General features: G+C 56.5%; 14 protein-coding genes and 1 pseudogene. 9 read left to right on the top strand and 6 right to left on the bottom strand.

Annotated elements, in window-relative coordinates:
• Nucleotides 1-183: 183 nt before the first annotated feature.
• Nucleotides 184-1,077, bottom strand: coding sequence for a LysR family transcriptional regulator (locus AD944_RS02940; protein ID WP_045541338.1), 894 nt, complete (start codon nucleotides 1,075-1,077; stop codon nucleotides 184-186).
• Between the two features lie 92 nt (nucleotides 1,078-1,169).
• On the opposite strand from AD944_RS02940, the gene AD944_RS02945 reads away from it, so the two are divergent.
• Both AD944_RS02945 and AD944_RS02950 read left to right on the top strand, forming a co-directional pair.
• Nucleotides 1,170-2,087: an alpha/beta hydrolase gene (locus AD944_RS02945; protein WP_045541339.1), complete on the top strand. Its 918-nt coding sequence runs from the start codon at nucleotides 1,170-1,172 to the stop codon at nucleotides 2,085-2,087.
• Nucleotides 2,088-2,119: 32 nt separating this feature from the next.
• Nucleotides 2,120-3,067, top strand: coding sequence for an alpha/beta hydrolase (locus AD944_RS02950; protein ID WP_045541340.1), 948 nt, complete (start codon nucleotides 2,120-2,122; stop codon nucleotides 3,065-3,067).
• A gap of 80 nt (nucleotides 3,068-3,147) precedes the next feature.
• Here the strand turns inward: AD944_RS02950 and AD944_RS02955 are convergent, their stop codons facing one another.
• Genes AD944_RS02955 through AD944_RS02975 form a run of 5 tightly spaced genes read right to left on the bottom strand, consistent with a single transcriptional unit; the run spans nucleotide 3,148 to nucleotide 10,557 of the window.
• Nucleotides 3,148-3,885 (bottom strand): M48 family metallopeptidase, encoded by a 738-nt coding sequence (locus AD944_RS02955; protein ID WP_045541341.1) that lies wholly within the window; start codon nucleotides 3,883-3,885, stop codon nucleotides 3,148-3,150.
• Nucleotides 3,886-3,887: 2 nt separating this feature from the next.
• Complete coding sequence (locus tag AD944_RS02960; RefSeq protein WP_061474745.1) at nucleotides 3,888-7,184, bottom strand: type I restriction endonuclease subunit R; 3,297 nt, start codon at nucleotides 7,182-7,184, stop codon at nucleotides 3,888-3,890.
• 31 nt (nucleotides 7,185-7,215) lie between these two features.
• The gene (locus AD944_RS02965) at nucleotides 7,216-8,409 is read right to left on the bottom strand and encodes a restriction endonuclease subunit S (protein ID WP_061474747.1); all 1,194 of its coding nucleotides are present in this window, start codon (nucleotides 8,407-8,409) and stop codon (nucleotides 7,216-7,218) included.
• A complete protein-coding gene (locus AD944_RS02970; RefSeq protein ID WP_061474749.1) occupies nucleotides 8,399-9,925 on the bottom strand; it encodes a type I restriction-modification system subunit M in 1,527 nt (508 codons plus the stop codon). Before AD944_RS02970 ends, AD944_RS02965 begins: the two co-directional genes overlap by 11 nt.
• A 35-nt stretch (nucleotides 9,926-9,960) precedes the next feature.
• Entirely contained in the window at nucleotides 9,961-10,557 is a 597-nt protein-coding gene (locus AD944_RS02975; RefSeq protein WP_045541349.1) for a restriction endonuclease subunit S domain-containing protein, read from the bottom strand.
• Nucleotides 10,558-11,216: 659 nt separating this feature from the next.
• On the opposite strand from AD944_RS02975, the gene AD944_RS02985 reads away from it, so the two are divergent.
• The 7 genes and pseudogenes from AD944_RS02985 to AD944_RS03015 all read left to right on the top strand — a co-directional run bounded on the left by AD944_RS02985 (nucleotide 11,217) and on the right by AD944_RS03015 (nucleotide 15,157).
• The gene (locus AD944_RS02985) at nucleotides 11,217-11,435 is read left to right on the top strand and encodes a hypothetical protein (RefSeq protein ID WP_045541351.1); all 219 of its coding nucleotides are present in this window, start codon (nucleotides 11,217-11,219) and stop codon (nucleotides 11,433-11,435) included.
• 87 nt (nucleotides 11,436-11,522) lie between these two features.
• Nucleotides 11,523-12,146, top strand: coding sequence for a hypothetical protein (locus AD944_RS02990; protein ID WP_045541352.1), 624 nt, complete (start codon nucleotides 11,523-11,525; stop codon nucleotides 12,144-12,146).
• A gap of 113 nt (nucleotides 12,147-12,259) precedes the next feature.
• Nucleotides 12,260-12,508, top strand: a complete 249-nt coding sequence (locus tag AD944_RS02995) for a type II toxin-antitoxin system Phd/YefM family antitoxin (RefSeq protein WP_034933866.1) — start codon at nucleotides 12,260-12,262, stop codon at nucleotides 12,506-12,508.
• The gene (locus AD944_RS03000; RefSeq protein ID WP_045541353.1) at nucleotides 12,505-12,957 is read left to right on the top strand and encodes a type II toxin-antitoxin system VapC family toxin; all 453 of its coding nucleotides are present in this window, start codon (nucleotides 12,505-12,507) and stop codon (nucleotides 12,955-12,957) included. Before AD944_RS02995 ends, AD944_RS03000 begins: the two co-directional genes overlap by 4 nt.
• 147 nt (nucleotides 12,958-13,104) lie before the next feature.
• Complete coding sequence (locus tag AD944_RS03005; protein ID WP_261763978.1) at nucleotides 13,105-13,695, top strand: helix-turn-helix domain-containing protein; 591 nt, start codon at nucleotides 13,105-13,107, stop codon at nucleotides 13,693-13,695.
• Nucleotides 13,696-13,922: 227 nt separating this feature from the next.
• Nucleotides 13,923-14,105 (top strand): annotated as a pseudogene (locus AD944_RS17685) (helix-turn-helix domain-containing protein); the annotation flags it as partial.
• Between the two features lie 20 nt (nucleotides 14,106-14,125).
• Nucleotides 14,126-15,157 carry a tyrosine-type recombinase/integrase gene (locus tag AD944_RS03015; RefSeq protein ID WP_236709112.1) on the top strand — a complete coding sequence of 344 codons (1,032 nt, stop codon included), beginning with the start codon at nucleotides 14,126-14,128 and terminating at the stop codon, nucleotides 15,155-15,157.
• The last annotated feature ends 222 nt before the right edge of the window (nucleotides 15,158-15,379 follow it).

Raw genomic sequence — 15,379 nt, forward strand, 5'->3', positions numbered from 1 at the left:
GGACTGATTGCAGCAATGCACAGGGACTCTGTCATCATCCGGCTCCTTCTGGTGGGAAGAAGCCAGAGTGCTTGACCAGATCAGGACAGTTCCAAATAAAACAGATCGCTCACGCCGTGGTGACAGACCTGCACACCGCACCAATCCCGCGCAGCGGGTTCGTTCTCCCCCCCCCTTGCTGCCTTACTCCGAATATCGCAACGCCTCGACGAACAAACGAAATGCGAGCGGGGCCTGTCGCCGGTTTGGGTAATAAAGGTGATACCCTGGCAAAGGCGGCGTGAATTTTGCCAGCACCTGCACCAGAGCGCCGCGCTCCAGAGCAGTCTGCACCATGTCCAGCGGCAGGTAGGCCAGCCCATGCCCGTCCAGGGCGGCATCGCGGATCAGGTCGAGGCTGTTGAGCGTCATCTGGCCCTCCAGCCGCACCCGTGCTTCCCGACCGCCCCGCATTAAGCGCCAGCCATTGACGGTCTGCGATGTCGGCAGCCGCAGATTGACCGCCTTATGCTCCACAAGCCGCGCTGGAGACATTGGTGCAGGATGGGTACGGAAATAGTCTGGTGACCCGACAATGGCCATGGGGATATCCGGGCTGATCCGGACGGCAATCATGTCTTTCGCAATCTCGCCGCCCAACCGGATGCCGGCGTCGAAACGATCCGCCACCACGTCTGCCAGTCCGTAATCAATGGTCACGTCCACGCGGATATCGGGATTGTCTCGTAGAAGCTGCTTCACGCCGGGAAGGAGAATGGTTTTCGCCGCATGTTCCACGGTCGTCACCCGGATGGTACCCGATGGACGGTCCCGCAAATCACCTAGGGAGGCGACCGCCGCATCCAGATCATGCAGCATGGGGCCGAGTGTCGCGAGCAGCCGCTCGCCCGCTTCCGTCGGCGCCACGCTGCGGGTGGTGCGTGACAGCAGGCGCATGCCCAGCCGTTCTTCCGTGCGTCGCACGATCTGGCTCAGACCGGACTGTGCAATGCCAAGACGACGGGCCGCTTTGGTGAAGCTGCCTTCCTCCGCCACCACGACGAAAGCTGCCAGATCGGCGATTTCATCCCGCCTCATTGATCACTCCAGTGATAGGGCCATGACGGATTATCTGTCTAATCCGCGCAATCGGTTTGTCCTACCATGCTTTCATCAACAGGAGACAGACCATGGGCAAGATCAGTTTCACAAACACCAACAACCCGGCCATTACCCTGTCGGCGGTCATCAGTTTCCCCGATGGCTTCGACGAGGCGAAAAAATGGCCCGCCCTTGTCGTCTCCCATCCTGGCGGCGGCGTGAAGGAGCAGACGGCTGGCACCTACGCGCAGAAACTCGCGGAACAGGGCTTTGTCACCATTGCGTTCGACCGGTCCTGTCAGGGGGAAAGCGGCGGTGAGCCACGCCAGCTTGAAAACCCCTATGTCAGCACCGAAGACGTCAGCGCCGTTATCGACCATCTGACAACGCTGCCCTACATCGACCAGAACCGCATCGGCGCGATGGGCATCTGTGCGGGCGCGGGCTATACGGCCAATGCCGCCATTCAGGACCGTCGCATCAAGGCAATCGGCACCGTCAGCGCAGTCAATATCGGCTCCATGTTCCGTAATGGCTGGGATAATTCTGTGCGCTCGATCGACGCGCTTCCGCTGATCGAAGCCGGGTCCAATGCCCGTACAGCAGATGCGGCAGGCAACGGCTACGCCACCATGCCACTCGCGCCGCTGACGGAGAAAGATGCGCCCAACGAAGAACTGCGTCAGGCCTGGGAGTATTATCATACGCCCCGCGCCGAGTGTGCGACCGCGCCCGGCTTTGCCACGCTGCGGAGCCTGAACCAGATCGTCACCTATGACGCCTATCACATGGCCGAAACCTATCTGACGCAACCGATCCAGATCGTCGTCGGCAGCGACGCGGGCAGCAAGTGGATGAGCGACGACCTGTATGACCGTGCGGCCAGTACGGACAAGTCGGTCCATATCGTGAAGGGCGCCAATCACATGGATCTCTACGATGGAAAAGCCTTCGTGTCCGAAGCCGTTTCCGTGCTGGCTCCGTTTTTTCAGACCAAACTGGCGTAACAGACGTACAAAGCAGAACGAAGGATATTGAGATGAAATCTATCCAGATTCAGAATGCCGATATGGCATGGCCGATTGCAGCCAACATCCTGCTTCCCTCCGGCTTTGATGAAAGCCGGGCCTATCCGACCATTGTCAGTGTTCACCCGTTTGGAAGCTGCAAGGAACAAACCTCGGGGAATATCTATGGCAAGGCGCTGGCCGAAGCCGGTTTCGTCGTTATCGCCTATGACGCCTCCTATCAGGGTGAAAGCGGTGGCGCGCCGCGCTGGATTGAAAGCCCGACCCAGCGGGTCGAGGACATCAGCCATGTGATCGATTATGCCGTGACGCTACCTTATGTGGACGCTGACCGTATCGGCGTGATCGGTGTCTGTGGCGGCGGCGCCTATGCCATCAACGCCACGCTGACAGAAAAGCGGATCAAAGCGGTTGTCGGCATCACGCCAGTCAATCTCGGCCGCCTGTTCCGGGAGGGGTTCAGTGGTTTCAATCCACTCGGCACATTGGAGGCTATGGCGGCGCAACGCACGAAAGAGGCGCGTGATGGCGAGTTGCAGGTCAACGAACTGCTGCCACCGAGCGTAGAGGCTGCCCGTGCGAATGGTCTGACGGACCGGGATGTTCTGGAAGCCACGGATTACTACAAGACGCCTCGCGGCCAGAAGCCGGGTGGGTGGACGCGGATGCTGTTCAGCCACGCCCAGAAGACCCTGTCATGGGACGCGTTTGCCTTTGCTGAAACCCTGCTGACCCAGCCTGTCATGGTTGTAGTGGGAGAAAAGGTCGGCGCGTTCGGAGCCTATCGCGATGGCACGGAGATTTATGGCCGTGCCACGGCATCCAAAGACCGGCAGATCGTGTCCCTGGAAAACAGCTCGCATTATGATCTGTATGACAAACCGGAAGCCGTTGGTCCGGCGCTGAAAAAACTGGTGCCGTTTTTCAGGGCGCACCTTGGAGATAGCGTTTCGGCATAAGAATTATGGTTTGTCCGTTCTCGCCATCTACCACATTGAGAGCGGACAGGCCGTTCGCCCCCCATTGCAGTCAAATAAAGCTATTTTTGCAGTATCATTTCTGCCATCCCGTCCAGCCTTGCCTTATGCCGTCCCCAGTCCGGCATCACGCGATCCAGAAGTGACCAGAACGCTGGGCCATGATTGTGCTCCTTCAGATGGCACAGTTCATGCAGGATCACGTAATCAACGCAGTCACGCGGAGCTTTGACCAGATGAGGGTTCAGCGTGATGGTCCCGCCCGGTGAACAGTTGCCCCATTGGGTCTGCATCACCTGAAGCTTCAGGGCTGGGGGTATGGTGACCCAGAGTGCTGACGGTAGCAGCGTGTTCAGACGTGTCCGAAACACGTCCTGCGCCCGCGTAAAATACCAGAGTTCCAGCAGCTTCTGGATCCGCAGGGCCTGACGTTCCTGCACAGAAACCTCCAGCTGTCCCCGCAGCATGCGTATGGTCTCTGACGCGTCAGGCTGATGATGCACTTTCAGCAGATACCGCCGTCCCAGATAGAAATGGCTTTCGCCACTGACATACGCGCGCGGCGTGGCATGCTCCTGCACCGCCCGGAAGTCTCGCAGCTTCTGCCAGATCCAGCGGGTTTTCTGGTGCAACGCCTTTTCCAGATCCGCATCGGATGTGCCGTCAGGGATGACAGCCTGCACAGTCAGGTCAGGATGCACTTTGATCCGCAGGGTTGTGCCGGGGCGAGCACGGGGCCGTAGTTCCACCCGGATCTGCTCACCCCCATAGCTCAGAAGGCGGTGTGTACCGTCGCCCATGCTCAGCCACGCAGCGGATCAGCAGGACCAGCCCGCATGATCTGGACGACCTGTTCAACGATATCGAGAGCCTTGTCGGTCCCGAATCCCACTTGCTTTCCAACATTGTGAAGCAGCCCCAGAAGCTGCTGACGGACGGCTTTTTCCATATCCGGGCGGCTGAGCGAGTTCTCCCGCACCGCCTTATCCACGATCCTGTCAATCTCGAACGCCAGATCAATCCAGCGCTGTTTCTCTTCATCCGTTTGCTTATGGTTGAAAATGGCCGCGAGTGTTTTGAGGAACACGCCATAATAGGCCTGTGCATGGCGGTGCCCGTCAAAAACAGACGGAATGTTTTCCAGCCTGCGATTGGTAACCTGTTCCTCAAACTCCTGGAACAGCATGAAATTCTTGAGCGGGTGGTCGAACAGGCTTTCCGCCTCCTCGATCACCTTGCGTAGCAGGGCCGAGAACGCTTCCTTCGCATACGGGTCATCCTGCATCTCATGGTCGATCATCTTCGTCACGCGGGTGCGGATCAGATCCGTCTCGTTGCGGGTTTTCTCCTCGGTCCAGTTTTCAGGGTCGTTGTCTTCCGGCTTCTGGCCCATCTTGCCGACTGCATACAGGCCGCCAGACTCATGAACCTTCACACCGGCTACATGTCGGTCCAGAAGCTTTTTGACCTGCTCGGCATACTGGTCGAAGTCCACGGTTTCACCGGTATCCTGCATCACCATCTGGCGCAGACTGGTCAGTTGCTTCAGCGTCTCCTTGTAGGTGGCGCGGTCCTTTTCCGTAAAGCTGGTGTCTTCAAAGAACGCCACGGATTGCAGCGCCACTTTCAGGCAGGCGGCAAACTTTGTCAGCGCTTCATAGAAATCATCCCGGCGCTTGAGGTTTACGTCCACCATCTGGCCGTGTTCCTCCACCATGCGCGGCATGAGCACGGCACGAAGCTGCTGGAGGTCGCTCCTGTTCTTCACGCCATCAAAAATGACCCACAGCGCTTTGTGCAGGGCCGGGAGTTCGCGGTATTCCGTGCTCATCTGGCTATACAGCCCGGCAATATCCTTCGGGTCATACCCGCCGACATTTTCGGCCGCCAGCTCGTCATACCGGGCAAGCGTGGTGTCCAGTTCCGCCAGAATGCCGCGATAATCAATCAGCAACCCGTGCTTCTTCTGGTCATGTAGCCGGTTTACGCGGGCAATGGCCTGAAGCAGATTGTGCTGCTTGAGCGGCTTGTCGATATACAGCACCGCGTTCTTCGGCTCATCAAACCCGGTCAGCAGCTTGTCGACCACGATGATCAGCCTGAGATCCGGGTCATTCTCGAAGCGCTCGATGACGCCGCGCGTGTAGTCATCCTCGCTCTGGCTGCCGACATTCTCCTTCCACCAGGCGTGGATCTCGGGCTGCCTGCGTTCATCCACTTCCGTATGGCCTTCGCGCGTATCGGGCGGGCTCATGACGATGGCGCTTTCGAACAGCCCGACCTCGTCCAGATACTGCTTGTAGCGGATGGCGGAGAGCTTGCTGTCACAGGCCAGCATGCCCTTGAGGTCCTTGTCGATGTTGTTGTCAAAATGCGTGGCCAGATCCATGGCAATCAGCCGGATGCGGTCATCAGCCTTATAAACCTGATTGGCGCGGGCAAAGCGCTTCTTGAGGTCTGTGACCTGCTCCTCGTTCAGCCCCTGCGTGATGCGCTCGAACCAGGCATCAATGGCGCGGTCATTCACATCCAGATCGGGTTTGCGCTCTTCATAGAGCAGGGGCGTCACGGTCCCGTCCGAGACAGCCTGCTGCATGGTGTAGGAGTGGATGATCCTGCCGAACCGGCTGGTGGTCTCGCTGCCCTTGAGCAGCGGCGTGCCGGTAAAGGCGATGAAGGCGGCATTGGGCAGGGCATGCTTCATGCGGGCATGGTTCTCACCGCCCTGACTGCGATGGCCTTCATCCACCAGCACGATGATGTCCGCACTGTCATTATGACACTCGGGCAGGGTGGTGGCGGTGTGGAACTTGTTGATCAGCGAAAAGATGATGCGTTCCTGCCCATGCCCGATCTGTTGCGCCAGGCGGCGGCCAGAGGTCGCCAGCGCCTCTTCCTTGTCCTTCTTGTCCGCCAGTTCGCCGCCGGTGGAGAAGGTGGTGCTCAACTGGCGTTCCAGATCCTTGCGGTCTGTCACCACCAGAATGCGGCACTGCTTGAGGTCGTCATCCAGAATGAGGGCGCGGCTGAGGAACACCATGGTGAAGGACTTGCCGGACCCGGTGGTGTGCCAGACCACGCCGCCTTCACGCCCGCCATCGCTGCGGCGGGACTTGATGCGTTCCAAAAGGCGCTTGATGCCAAAGACCTGCTGATAGCGGGCAACGATCTTGCCCGCCTTGCGGTCGACCAGCGTGAAGAACCGCGCCATCTCTAGCAGGCGCTCAGGGGAGAGCAGACCGATCAGCAGCCGGTCCTGATCCGTGACATGCAGCGGCCGGGACGCCCAGTCCTCGAACCACGCCCGGTCAGACGCCTTCCGGTCGGCAAACAGCGCGTCTTTCTGGGCCGACGAGAGTGGCGTGTTCTTGAGCGCCTCCATCTGGCTTTCGGGAATGTCTTCTTCCTTCCAGCTTGCCCAGAACTTTTTGGGGGTGCCGCAGGTGCCATAGCGCCCGTCATGGCCGGTGATGGAGAGCAGAAGCTGGCTGTAGGCAAAAAGCTGTGGGATTTCGTCCTTGTTCTGGTTGCGAATACTCTGGGAAATCCCGGCCTCTACGGTCGGGCCTTTGCTCGGCTGACCATCGGGGCGCTTGGCCTCGATCACGGCCAGCGGAATGCCGTTGACAAAGCACACAATGTCCGGCCTGCGGGTCTGCGTCAGATCGTTACGCAGAACGCTGAATTCCTCGGTAAAGGTGAAACTGTTGTTTTCCGGGTTCTGCCAGTCGATGAGCGCAATGGTCGGGTTGGCCTTGTGCCCGTTGATGAACTCGGTAATGGCAATGCCGAACAGCAGATGCGTGGTCATTTTGTCATTGGCATCGCGCAGGCCGGAGACGAAGTCCGGATGCGTGACGATGGAGACAAGCCGTTCGATCGCCTGATCGGACAGGCTGTGCTCCTGTCCTTCAAAGGTGAAGCGCCGCTTTTTCAGCTCCGCCCGCAGGAGAGGAGCCAGCACGACGGCATTCTGCTTTCCGCCCCGTAACGCCAGCGGCTCGGATGGCGACAGAAACCGCCAGCCGAGGGTGCTGAGTAACGCCAAGGCTGGAAGCTTGGCGCTGTATTCTTCCTGAAATTTTGGGGCAGAAACCATGATGTTCAAATATCCTGTAAGCTGAAATATTTTAATCGACCGTCACGCGGCGCTTGCCCGTGAGAAGCTGCTGCATCAGGGCTTTCTTCTCCTGACGCAGGCGCAAAAGGTCGGATTCAAGGGCTGTGATTTCTTCATCTGCGGTGGTCAGGACAGCAGCGATGGCTTTCTGTTCAGGGAGAGATGGAGATGAAATTATAAAGTTTGAAAACGTTTTTTTGTTTATAATTGGAACAGCCTGCTTGGCCGTGAGCTTATCCATTTGTTCTTTGTTAGAAAAAATCTGATAATAAATGAACTCATTATTATAATTTTCTTTAACCTCTATAGCGTTAATTTGTTGATTTGTAATGCAATCCCGTGTTGCAATTCCCATTTTTCCAATGGTTCCGATACATGAGAAAAATATTGATCCTGCAGGGATCATACGAGAGATCGATGCACCTTTTTCACTCAACATCCGTTCTGATTTTTTTACATACTTGCAGTTGCCCAAATCAACAGGCGTAATAAATAGAAATTTTTCTCCGTACAGGCTTTCATCTTTTGTAGAAGGTGTGTTTCCTGTTGTTATATTTCCTACTTCATATAATTTGTAATTCTTCCACTCCACCGTGAACCCCGGCAGGCGTTTTTTGCCTGTGAGGAGTTGCTGCATGAGGGCTTTTTTCTGCTGCTGGCTGTTGGCTAGAAGCTTCTCCCTCCACTCAATCGCACGATCCCACGTCGACAGGATCGCCGCGATCTTCTTCTGTTCGGGGAGAGGGGGGATGAGGATTGAAGCTTTACGAAGTTCTCCAAGAGAAATTTCTTGAAGAGCAGATCCTCCACTTCTCCGATCTAATTCTGCTTTTAGAGATGGCGCACTCAAAGCTTGGATCAAAAAATGAGGGGCTAATTTTTTTCGGTCAGAAGAAATTTTAGCTAGACCACGTGTGATGTTTGCTCCTGCGTGGCGCTGTTCTATTATTTTTGCCAGACCAATTTCGCCACGTAAAGCGAGAACAATGTCTCCTTCGTTTAATACCGTTCTTTTGTATTGGGAGTTAATGGTTTCATTCGTGCGTATGCATTCGTTTAAATCAATTTCTTTTTTAGCGATATCAATTACGCGCAAGCATGGAATGCCATTCGGTACATGTTCGCCTGTTTGCACGATACCGTAAGATATTGGAGATGAACAAATCTCCGCCAATGGAACGCTTTTCCACCCATCAGGAAGCATAACCCAACTCCTTCAGATAAGCGTCCATCTGCGCTTCCAGCTTAGCCAGTTCCGTCTTGATCTCCGCCCGTTCCTTGCGCACGGCGTTCAGGTCGATTTCCTCTTCTTCCTCAAACGTATCGACATAACGCGGAATGTTCAGGTTGTAGTCGTTTTCCTTGATCTCGTCCGGTGTGGCGAGGTGGGCATATTTGTCCACGTCCTTGCGGGCACGGTAGGTGTCCACAATCTTCGTGATGTTCTCTTCGGTCAGCACGTTCTGGTTCTTGCCCGCCCTGAACTCGCGGCTGGCGTCAATGAACAGCACGTCCTTCGTCTTGCGGTCCTTGCGGAAGATCAGGATGGCGGCGGGAATGCCCGTGCCAAAGAACAGCTTTTCCGGCAGGCCAATCACCGCATCCAGCAGGTTTTCCTCAATCAGTTTCTGGCGGATCCTGCCTTCCGAACTGCCCCGGAACAGCACGCCATGCGGCACCACCACGCCCATGCGGCCCGTGCGGTCTTTCAGGGTAGAAATCATGTGCAGGATAAAGGCGTAATCGCCTTTGGTCTTGGGCGGCACGCCACGGGCAAAGCGGTGATGCACGTCCTGTTCCGCCTCGTCATGGCCCCATTTGTCGAGGCTGAAGGGCGGGTTGGCCGTCACCACGTCAAAGCGCATCAGGTGGTTTTTGTCATCCAGCAGCTTGGGGTTGCGGATGGTGTCGCCCCATTCAATGCGGTGGTTGTCCTCGCCATGCAGGAACATGTTCATCTTGGCAAAAGACCATGTGGAGCCAATGGCTTCCTGCCCATACAGGGCGTAGTCCTTGCTGCCGTTGTGGTTCTGCGTCACCTGCTTGCCGCACTTCATGAGCAGGGAGGCCGAACCACAGGCCGGGTCACAAATGCTCTCACCCGGCTGAGGGCTTAAAATACGGGCCAGAAGTTCACTCACTTCCGGCGGGGTATAGAACTCGCCCGCCTTCTGCCCACCGCTGGCAGCAAAATTCTTGATCAGGAATTCATAGCCATTGCCAATCACATCCAGATTGCCAACCCGGGAGGGGCGCAGGTTCAGGTCCGGCTTGGCAAAATCTTCCAGCAGATGCCGCAGAATGGTGTTTTTCTGCTTTTCATCGCCTAGTCTATCCGAATTGAAGCTGATGTCCTGAAAGACGCTCTTGCCTGCGTCCTTCAGCTTGGTGCCGTTGGCTTCTTCAATGGCGTGCAGCGCCTTGTCAATTCGCTCGCCATTGCCGGGGGCATTGCGCTCTTTATAGAGCGTATAGAAATCAGCCCCTTTTGGCAGAACAAAGCGTTCCTGCTGAAGCATGGCTTCGATCAGGTCCGGATTGTCGCCGTATTCCTTTTTGTAAGTGTCATAATGGTCCTGCCACACATCGGAGATGTATTTCAGGAACAGCATGGTCAGCACGTAATCGCGATAGGTGTCGGGGCTGACAGTGCCGCGAAAGGTGTCGCAGGCGCTCCAGAGCGCCTTGTTGATGGTGTCTTGTGAAATCTGCTCGGTCACGAACTCAAATCCTGTTTCAAAACATGTGAGAAATATCAGTCCGCCAGAAGGTCTCTGGCAAGCCCGGTCATGATCTGCTGGTTGGTCTGGCGCAGGCGGTGCAGAAGCGCGTCCTCGCGTTGCATGGCGTTGGCCAGCCCGACGATCTGTTTCTGTTGGGGCAGGGGAGGCAGCATAACGGGCGTGGCCTCCAGCACTGGCCGGGCGATGTTGCGCACAAGGGTGGAACTCTGGGCGTTTTGCTCCAGATGCCGCTGTGCCGGTTCCTGATTGAGCCACCACGCCAGATAAGCGGGTAGCACGTCTGGACGCGTCACACGCAGAAGGAAGAAGTGCGGCGCCGCGACGGCCTGAAGGCTGCCAATGCTTTCATCAATCAGAACCGCCAGTGACACATTGCCACGGGCAGGGAAGAGAATGTCGCCCGGACGCAGCCAGTCCGGCTCACGCCGTCCGGTTATCTCGGTGCGCATGCAGGACGTCCAGTCCACGCCCGACGCGGACGTGTCCCGCATCTGCACGACAGCTGTTGCAGCTCCTGCAACGGGGTCAATCCGTCCTCTGAACGGGTGGCCTGCCGAGATGCTGGCGACTGCTGCCAGATCCGTTTTCTGTGCGCCATTTGGTTTCATGTGATTTTGGTAGGCGATTGGGAGGACGCCGTCAACAGGTTTTTGCCATTAGCTTTCGTGCAGAGAAACGCTCCCGAAAATTTTGTCTTTATGGGGTAATGACGCGTCATGACGGTGTCACCTGGGTGTCATTTCTATCGCACCTTTGGTGCTCCCTGAGAGGCCGGAATGACGGCGTCATGACGCCACCTTAAATGGTGTCATGGAGCCAGTGACACTGGCTGGAGCTGTCATTGCAGCCGTCATGACGGGGTCATGACAGGTGTCACGCAAGGCGTCATTGCTGTCACAATTCCTAAAAAACGGCAGAAAACCGCCATTTTTCCTTTTCCGGCGTGCCCCGGTTTTGGGGCGTGTGAGGGCACGCTACCTCAATTTCATATGCATGCTCCGCAAGCATATGAAATCGCTACGTTTTTTTTGTTCTATCGCGGCATTTTTGCGATGCAAAAATCAAAGCCGCTCTTTTTCTCCGCTTCCACTGCTCTTGCACCTGCGGTGCGCCCTGATGACGGGTGTGACGGTGTCATTTTTCGGGGTGGGCGTTGTGAGGCGCACGACCCTAAATTCCCCAGAGGATTTTGTTCCCTGTTCCGGCGAGGTAGGAATTTTCTGGGAGGCAGGCGTCTCGTTCCTTCACAATCTGAACGAGAAAATCAATGTCTGATCATACAACCATTTCCTCCGCCGTGGAGGCGGATCTCATGCAGCTCGTGGCTCTGCACCGGCTGCTTGACTTTGCCATAAGCCAATCGCTCGAAGGCAATACGGACGACCGTATCCTGGAGGGCGTCGTCATTCTGACGCGCATGATCGGTCGCAAAGTCCGCCGTCTGGCCGACAAACTGCTCGCTGGCGAAAGCTCCTGCTGCGACTGATGCTCTCCATTATCGCTTACACCGGTTTCTTCCCTCAACAGGCGCACTCATGTCGCGCCTGATCTCGTTTCGTCAGGAAAACAAATAATGATTCGCTTCTCAGATGACGCTACGCCATCCCGTTTTCGCCCCACTGAAGCTGATCTGATCACCTATCGGGATCTGGCCCGTGCTCTTGGCGCCCCACCAAGTGAGGCCATCTGCCGGTATCTCGGTCCTATTGGGCAGCATCTGGTTTTTGTCGGTGAGTCTGGCCAGCGGGACTGGGCCCGCGTCGATACCCAGGCGAGGGCCCGCTGGTCAGACCTGCCGTCCACGGGAACGACGGCATACGATGGCATGGTGTTGGAATCCCTGCCTGAACGTATCGTCTATCAACTCCTGCGTTCCATGGCGCTGCCCGACATGGAAATCGATCTTCACCAGCCGATCATGCCTGATGTGGTGCCCGAGAAAGCGGATCTGACGCTGCGACGTCGCGATGCGGCCTGCTTTATCGAGGTGATCGGCTGCTGCGGTGTGAACCGCATCACCCGCAACGACCATGAGCGCCGGGGACTGGAGCGGTTCGAACGGCGTGAAGCCTTTTACCGTCATGTCGGCATCACGCCTGTCTGTATCTTCCTCGACTTGCTGGCTCGGCCAGAGGAACTGAAGGGGCTGTGCCGGTCGCTAGTGGAACGCCTCTCCGGTGACGCTGAGGCGGGATAAGCACATCTGGCAGGAAAATCGTAATCCGGTATCGATGCCGGATTACGATTGCGCTCTGCTTACGCCATCTTTAATGTGGTCACATAAGACCACATTGCCGAGGACATGCTCCCATGCTGACGATCACACTGAGAGAGGCGAAGGCGGGTTTTTCTTCTCTGGTCGACAAGGCGCTCAAGGGCGAATTCGTGACGATTACCCGTCACGGCAAGCCCGTGGCGGCTCTGGTTTCCGTCGAAGCCGCGGAAGCCGGACGCAGGGCTATGGGGCGCGTGCGTCCCAGTCTGGCATCCTATCTCCGGAGCTTTCCTGACGAGGTTCTGACGCGGAACGCGTCGCCCTCGCGGGATGTGGATCTGTGAGAGGATACCTGCTCGACACCAATGTCATCTCGATGCTGTCACCCTCGCGGAGCGAGGCATCGGAGGCATTCCTTGAATGGCTGGAACGGATCGACGGGCAGGGGCAGCTCTATCTGTCAGTCGTGGCGATCCATGAAATCGAAAAGGGGATCGGTCTGCTTGAGCACAAGGGCGCAACCGCTCGGGCGGCAAGCCTGAAAATCTGGCTTGCCGGTCTGACGGCGACATATGATGATAGAATTCTTAGGGTCGACGCTTCGGTTGTCACGGTCGCCGGACGTCTGGAAGCACATGCCCTTGCGGCCGGACATAATCCCGGCATGGCCGATGCGCTGATTGCCGGAACTGCAAAGGCACATGATCTTCAGGTGGTCACACGGAACCTGAAGCATTTCGCGCCTTTTGATGTCGCGGCCTGGTCTCCTGATGACGCTGTGACGGGTCGCTGATCGAACGGACCGTTCCTTCTCCAGTAATCTTGCATTGGAAACAGGGGATCAGGACAGAAAACACGAAATGGGCTTATTTTTATAAGGTAAGCCTATTTCTCGCTCTGAAACTTGTATAGGCTGCCCGGACATCGGGGGAGGATCAGAGTGTCAGGGTCGTTGGGGAAAGCGCATCAGAGTGCGATCAGGAATCAGGTCGGGGACGCGATCAGGCAGGCTCGGACGGATGCGGGCATGCGACAACCGGAGCTGGCGAAGGCTCTCCAGGTCAGCGTGACGACCATCAGTGAGTGGGAATTGGGCAAGAAGCTCCCCTCCCTCGACCGGCGTGATCAGATTGCCCAGGTGCTTCATATCAATATTGATGAGCTGTGTCCGGACCTCGGGCACGTCGAAAAACTGACGCAGAACGACAAGATCCGGCTCGACCGAATTAATGTTGGTGGCAAGTCCCGTGTCGTCGCGTCGAAGCGAGATCTGGTTGCAGATACGACAGATCAGAAGGCGGTCGATATCAGTAGTCAGGAGGATGACCGGCGAGACCTGTTTTTGATTCTTGGCGAGCTTCGCGGCTTTTTCGGGGTGATGGCGGAAGACGAGCAGCGCCTTACGAATGAGCTTGTGGAGCTTGCACGAGAGAGCGGCAATGAGGATCTTGCCAAAATCGCTGAGCAGCTTCAGGAACTGGCTGCGCGCCGTATGGACCGATTAGGTAATCTGATCGATTCCATAAAATAAGCCTATTATAAGCTTATAGTGTTGACATAAGCTTATAATGAGCCCATTTTCTCTGTGTTGCGTCGATTCTGGCGCTGTACGGAAAGGATATGGGCCATGCGAAGTCATGAGCAACTTCTGACCATACAGGCAGCAGCTGCCGTCCTGAAGCTTCACCCCGAAACGCCTCGCCGCGCCATGCTGCGAGGGTTGGTTGGAGCAAGTCAATCAATGGAAGGATCAGCCTGATGCTTGCTGATCCAGCGCACCAATTTGGGGCGACAATACAAATACCTGTTTTCCTGACTGTGCCAGAGGCAGCTTCGCTTGTCCGCAGGCACCCTGAAACGCTGCGGCGCGCCATTCGCCAAGGGCGTCTGGCAGCCTGGCGACAGCCCGGATGCACACTCGTGTCAGTTGAAGCGCTCATGGCCTTTATGGAGGGCTTCCTGTGCCCCGCATCCGTAACGAAAAGCCTCACCTCGAACTCCGCCGTGGGAAGTATTGCATCGTCTGGTGGGAGCGCGAAAAGCGTCACCGCTTATCGACAGGAACAAAGGATGAGGCGCTCGCTCGACAAGCGTTAGTCGACTTTGAGAGGGCATTGGCAAAACATCCTCTTAATATGCTGATGTCCGACGCCTTCAAACGATATATCGAATCCCGGCGCGGCAAGGTGTCGGCACTGAAACGATTGCAGGAAGCAGTCATGGCGCTCGACAGGGCTATGGGCCATCTGAGAGTTGACCAGATTGAGCAGCGCATATGGGATCAGTATGCTGCAACGCGCGTGAGAAAGCCGCGCAAGGGCGATGATCAGGCAATACCTGTTGCCGCGGGGACGCTACGCCGTGAATTTAACGTCCTTCGGGCGACTATGCGTCGCGTATGGAAAGATGGCTATCTTGTCCGGCCACCAGAGATCGAACCGCCGCGCGACTCAGCTCCACGCGATCGATATCTTACGAAGGCAGAGGCACGACGCCTCCTTGAGGCATGTGAGACACCGCACGTTCGTGCTTTCGTGGCAATCGCCATTTACACGGGCGCGCGGAAAGGATCGATCCTCGCCCTGACATGGGATCGGGTGGATTGGGACACGGGTATGATCGACTTCCAGGAGGCAAACAGGCCGATCACGGGTAAGCGTCGTTCTATCGTTCCTATGACGCGTGCACTCAGAGCGGAAATGGAGAAAGCGCGGGAATATGCTGATGGTGATTTCGTAATCCATTGGCACGGCAAGCAGGTGCCGACCGGGCTGAGATGGTCATTCTCAAAGGCGTGTGAACGGGCGCAACTAACCTGGAAGCCAACGCCGCATCATCTCAAGCATTCAGTCGCGTCATGGTTTGCCATGGATCGAGTTCCAATCGATCAGGCTGCAGACTGGTTAGCCACTGACCCGGCGACTCTTCGTCGAGTTTATCGGAAGTTTGATCCGGCATATTTGCGGGAGATAGCAGATGCCTTTGAACTATAGTGGTCCAAGTGGACCAGTAAGCCATCTGTGGATAAGTAAAATTATCCAACAAAAACAATGGCGTGCCGACGGAAACGAAACTGAGAACTGGAACCTATTGATATCGTTGAAATAAAATCAAGCGACTATCTCGTGATGGATTGAAAGTTCGAAACATCGACCTGTAGGCGGAACGTCTGCTTCGGGGGGGAGAACGAACCCGCTGCGCGGGATTGGTGCGGT

Origin of the sequence: Acetobacter tropicalis (assembly GCF_001580915.1) — a bacterium.
Classification (GTDB): domain Bacteria; phylum Pseudomonadota; class Alphaproteobacteria; order Acetobacterales; family Acetobacteraceae; genus Acetobacter; species Acetobacter tropicalis.